Origin of the sequence: uncultured Campylobacter sp. (assembly GCF_947255105.1) — a bacterium.
In the GTDB taxonomy this organism is placed as follows: Bacteria; Campylobacterota; Campylobacteria; order Campylobacterales; family Campylobacteraceae; genus Campylobacter_B.
This window is the reverse complement of the sequence record NZ_CAMYFP010000028.1, coordinates 1-3,959: the sequence shown is the minus strand read 5'-3', so window position 1 is coordinate 3,959 and position 3,959 is coordinate 1. Positions and strand designations below refer to the sequence as shown.

The 3,959-nt window shown below is 33.1% G+C and carries 3 protein-coding genes and 1 pseudogene; 3 read left to right on the top strand and 1 reads right to left on the bottom strand.

Annotation, left to right across the window (positions count from 1 at the left end; genetic code table 11):
* Both Q0X52_RS07885 and Q0X52_RS07880 read left to right on the top strand, forming a co-directional pair.
* The coding region (locus Q0X52_RS07885; protein WP_297576642.1) for a YadA-like family protein at positions 1–1,423 on the top strand (1,423 nt) is incomplete at its 5' end.
* Between the two features lie 52 nt (positions 1,424–1,475).
* Positions 1,476–2,255, top strand: coding sequence for an OmpA family protein (locus Q0X52_RS07880; RefSeq protein WP_297576641.1), 780 nt, complete (start codon positions 1,476–1,478; stop codon positions 2,253–2,255).
* 257 nt (positions 2,256–2,512) lie between these two features.
* Here Q0X52_RS07880 and Q0X52_RS07875 read toward each other — a convergent pair whose 3' ends face one another.
* Positions 2,513–3,508, bottom strand: a complete 996-nt coding sequence (locus tag Q0X52_RS07875) for an AraC family transcriptional regulator (protein ID WP_297576639.1) — start codon at positions 3,506–3,508, stop codon at positions 2,513–2,515.
* A 147-nt stretch (positions 3,509–3,655) separates the two neighbouring features.
* Between Q0X52_RS07875 and Q0X52_RS07870 the strand changes: the two are divergent.
* Positions 3,656–3,959, top strand: a pseudogene (locus Q0X52_RS07870) (ABC transporter ATP-binding protein); the annotation flags it as partial.

The window sequence follows — 3,959 nt, the reverse complement described above, 5'->3', positions numbered from 1 at the left end:
TAAGAAATACACATTTGGAGATACAACTTTAGGCAATACAAGTGTTGTTACAAATGAGATATTAACTACTCAATTAAACAATCTATCAACACAGATATCTAATAAAGACTTTAATATAACTCTAGCAGCAGACAAAGGCAATGCAATAACAACAAAAACAAATAAACAAATAGGCATAGTAGGAGCCAATGGTAACATAAAGACAGAAGCCAATGGCACTCATCTAAAGATAGGCTTAAGCAACAATGTTGAATTTGATAAGAATGGTTCTAAGAATGGTTCTATCGTCTTTGCAACTGGTCAAAAGGGTGATACCAACATAACAAAAAACAATGTTACCTCTAAAGATATAGTTGCTACAAATGGCACTAATACAGTAAAAATTAGTGGAGAGAGTGGAACCATCACAGGTCTTACAAATACAGAGTGGAATGGAACAACCGATGATATAAGTAGAGCTGCCACTGAGGGGCAACTTCAAAAATTTACTCAGCTTTTACAAAAAGATATCAACAAGAGTAAGGTAAAAGTAGCAGCAGGAAATAACATAAAAGTTACTTCCGCAGTAGATGCCACTACAGGAGCTACAACCTATACAGTTGCCACAAGTGATGATGTTAATTTTACAAAGGTAACTGTTGGCAATACTATCATTCAAAACAACAACATATCAGTTGGTAAAAATATCTCTATTACAGATAAAGAGATTAAAAACGGTAATGTTACAATTGCAAGTAACTCTATAGATATCAACAGAATTAAGTTAGATAAAGATGGTCTTACTATCACATCACCAGATGCAAATAAAACAGTATCGCTTACCAAAGATGGTCTTAACAATGGCGGTAATAAGATTACAAATGTAGCTGATGGAGTTGCTGCTAATGATGCAGCCACTGTTGGACAACTTCAAAAAATCAAAAACGTTGTCAACAATAGTCCTGTTGTAGCAAGTGTCAACAAAGATCATTGGGCTGAACAAAACGCTACTGCAACAGGTAAAAACTCAGTCTCTATAGGTGGTGGATCTAGCGATGACAACAGAAGCAACACCGTTTCAGTTGGTGCCAAAGGACATGAAAGAACTATAAGCAACGTTGCACCTGGCATCAAAAATAGTGACGCAGCCACTGTTGGACAACTCAAATCAGGTCTAAATGAGATCTATGGTCAGTTAAATAGATACAAAAAACAAAGTAGCGCAGGAACTGCCGCAGCAATGGCAATAGGCAATATGCCACAATCCACAGTCCCTGGAAAAGGTATGATAAGCTTGGGCGGTGGCTTTTATGATGGACAATCCGCTATGGCTATTGGCCTATCTAAGATGAGTGATGATGGTAGATGGGTAGTCAAAGGAAGTGCAAGTTACGATTCACAAGATAAAGCTGGAGCTTCTGTAGCCGTAGGATTTCATTTTTGATTGACAAAGAGTCTTTTGACTCTTTGTTTAAATTGTAAAAAAGGGTAGAAATATGAGAAAAATGTCGTTGATAGTTTTAGCAGTTTTAGGAGCTTTCATTTTGCAAGGTTGCACCACCAAATCAAGTCAAAGTGTTCCATCAAGTGGCATTATGAGCAAAGATGATGTGACCTTTCCAGATGCAGAAAAAAGCATCTACAAAAAGGCTTTTAGTGTAAATTTGGAAAATCTCAGAAAAATTGAGTCCGGAATGAGTAAAGATGAGATAAGAGAACTTATCGGTGTGCCACATTTTCCAGCGGGTGTTGCGAGAGTTGTGGAGTGGGACTATCTTTTTAACCTCAAAAAAAGAGCCGGCGATAAGGACTTTATCTGCCAGTATAAGGTTGTTTTTGACTCAGATGATCATAAAGCTAGAAGTCTATTTTGGAAAGATGAATCTTGTGAAAACTTTGTAAATGAAAAAGAAGGCTATGAGCTTGATAGCTTTGTTTTGTTTGACTTTGCAAGTGCAAAACTAGAAAAGAGCGAAAAAGTTAAAATCTCAAATTTGGTTGATGAATTTGGCAAAAATAACATAAAAAGTATCGTTGTGATAGGTCATACGGATTTGATTGGTGATGATGATCTAAACACAATTTTATCGCTAAGAAGAGCCAAATCTGTCAAAGATGAGCTTGTAAGACTTGGTATAGAAAGAGATATCATCACTATCAAAGGTCTAGGCAAGAGTGACCCTACCAAAGAGTGCGACTCAAAACTTGTTAGAAATAAATTCATTAAGTGCCTCAAACCAAACAGACGCGCACAGATAGAAATTAAGATATACTAATCTACAAAAAAGCCCAAAGAGATTTAAATTTGGGCTTTTGGCTTAAATTTAGCTCCCTAAATTTCTAAATTAACTTTAATTTGCCCCTAATTCAATCTAAATTTCACTAGATTTATTGGTTGTACTCATAAATTTATCAAATCAAAATACAAAATAATTTTGTAATAAAAGAGGATTTTTATATCACTCCTAATTGGTATCGAAAATAGAACAACTATCAAAGAGATGAAAGAAGAAAGAATAAAATAAAATTTAGCTTAATCACAGTAATCGCAATTTAAATTGTGATGCTTGAAAGCTAAATTACGAACTTCATTAGGAAGTTTTCCCTTGTATCTTTTGTAATAAATGGAAAATTTACTATGAGATGTGTATCCAACAGACTCAGCTATCTCCTTTATGGGAAGCTCAGTATTTAAAAGAAGAGTTTCAGCTACATTCATTCTTTTCCTTTGGGTGTATTCTGTAATGCTTTGACCATATTTTTCTTTAAACAAATTTTTTAATTTTGTTCCACTCATTTTAGATATTTTTTCAAGTGTTCTTTGGTTTATATTCATTGAGAAATGATCATTTAAAAATCTGGCTACATCTTCAAGTGCTTTATCATCATCAGACTCAATTTTATAATTTTTTCTATTTAAGTAGGTATCTATTACTCTGCTTATCCACTCATTTGCTTTGGCTTTAAAGAAAAAATCAGCAGCAGGAGCGCTCATCTTACAATTTAATATTTCCATTGCCACTTTTTCTAATGACTTTGTAAGTATTATTTGATTTGATTGAAGTAAAGCCCTATAAAATGATTCTAGGTCAATGTTAATGGATGATAGATGTTTTTTTAGAAGTTCTTTTTTAAAGCCTATAGAAACAGCAAGATAATAACAGTTCTCGTGCAATAAAAATCGAAAGTCATCTTTTATATTGTCAAAGTCAAAAGTGCATAATGAGTTGGCTGTCAAAGTTTGATAAGGATTAAATTTCTCGCCATTTGCACTTACAATGTAGCTAGAGTATATCGAAACATAGTCTGCCATACTATAGGTGCTATTTTGAACTACCTCTTCTCTGATATAAAAATCATGTATATCAATAATAAATCCATCTCCTTCATAAAACCAATACAAGCCTTCCGCATAAGTTGAGTTATCTTTACTCCAACGAAATGTATGCCCTGCACTTGAATATTTCTCATTGTTTTTACACTCATCCACCTTCATATATTCTTTTACAAATTCATAATAAGTCATCATAATCATATCCCTTTTAGACAATATTCCAATTAGCCTTATCGATTAAAAACTATTGTATTTGTATTATAATCGATGTATAATAAAAAATCAATGATAACTATTGTCAAAATTTATATCTAAATGAGATATTAAAGAAAGGGGAGATGAATGAATATTTATAAAAAGCTATTTGCTTATGTAGAAGACAAAAAATATCTTGGAGCTTTTGCTATAGCTTTTTCTGTTATATCTGCAGTGCTCACAGTATATGGATATTATTTAATCTACAAATTTTTAGATAATTTAATAATTAATTCAAATTTATCTGGTGCAGAGAGCTTAGCATTAAAATCTGTTATTACACTAACAAGTGGAGCGATATTTTATTTTGTCTCAGGGATGTTTTCACACATCTTAGGATTTAGGCTTGAAACAAATTTAAGAAAAAGGGGGATTGATGGCTTAGAGAAAG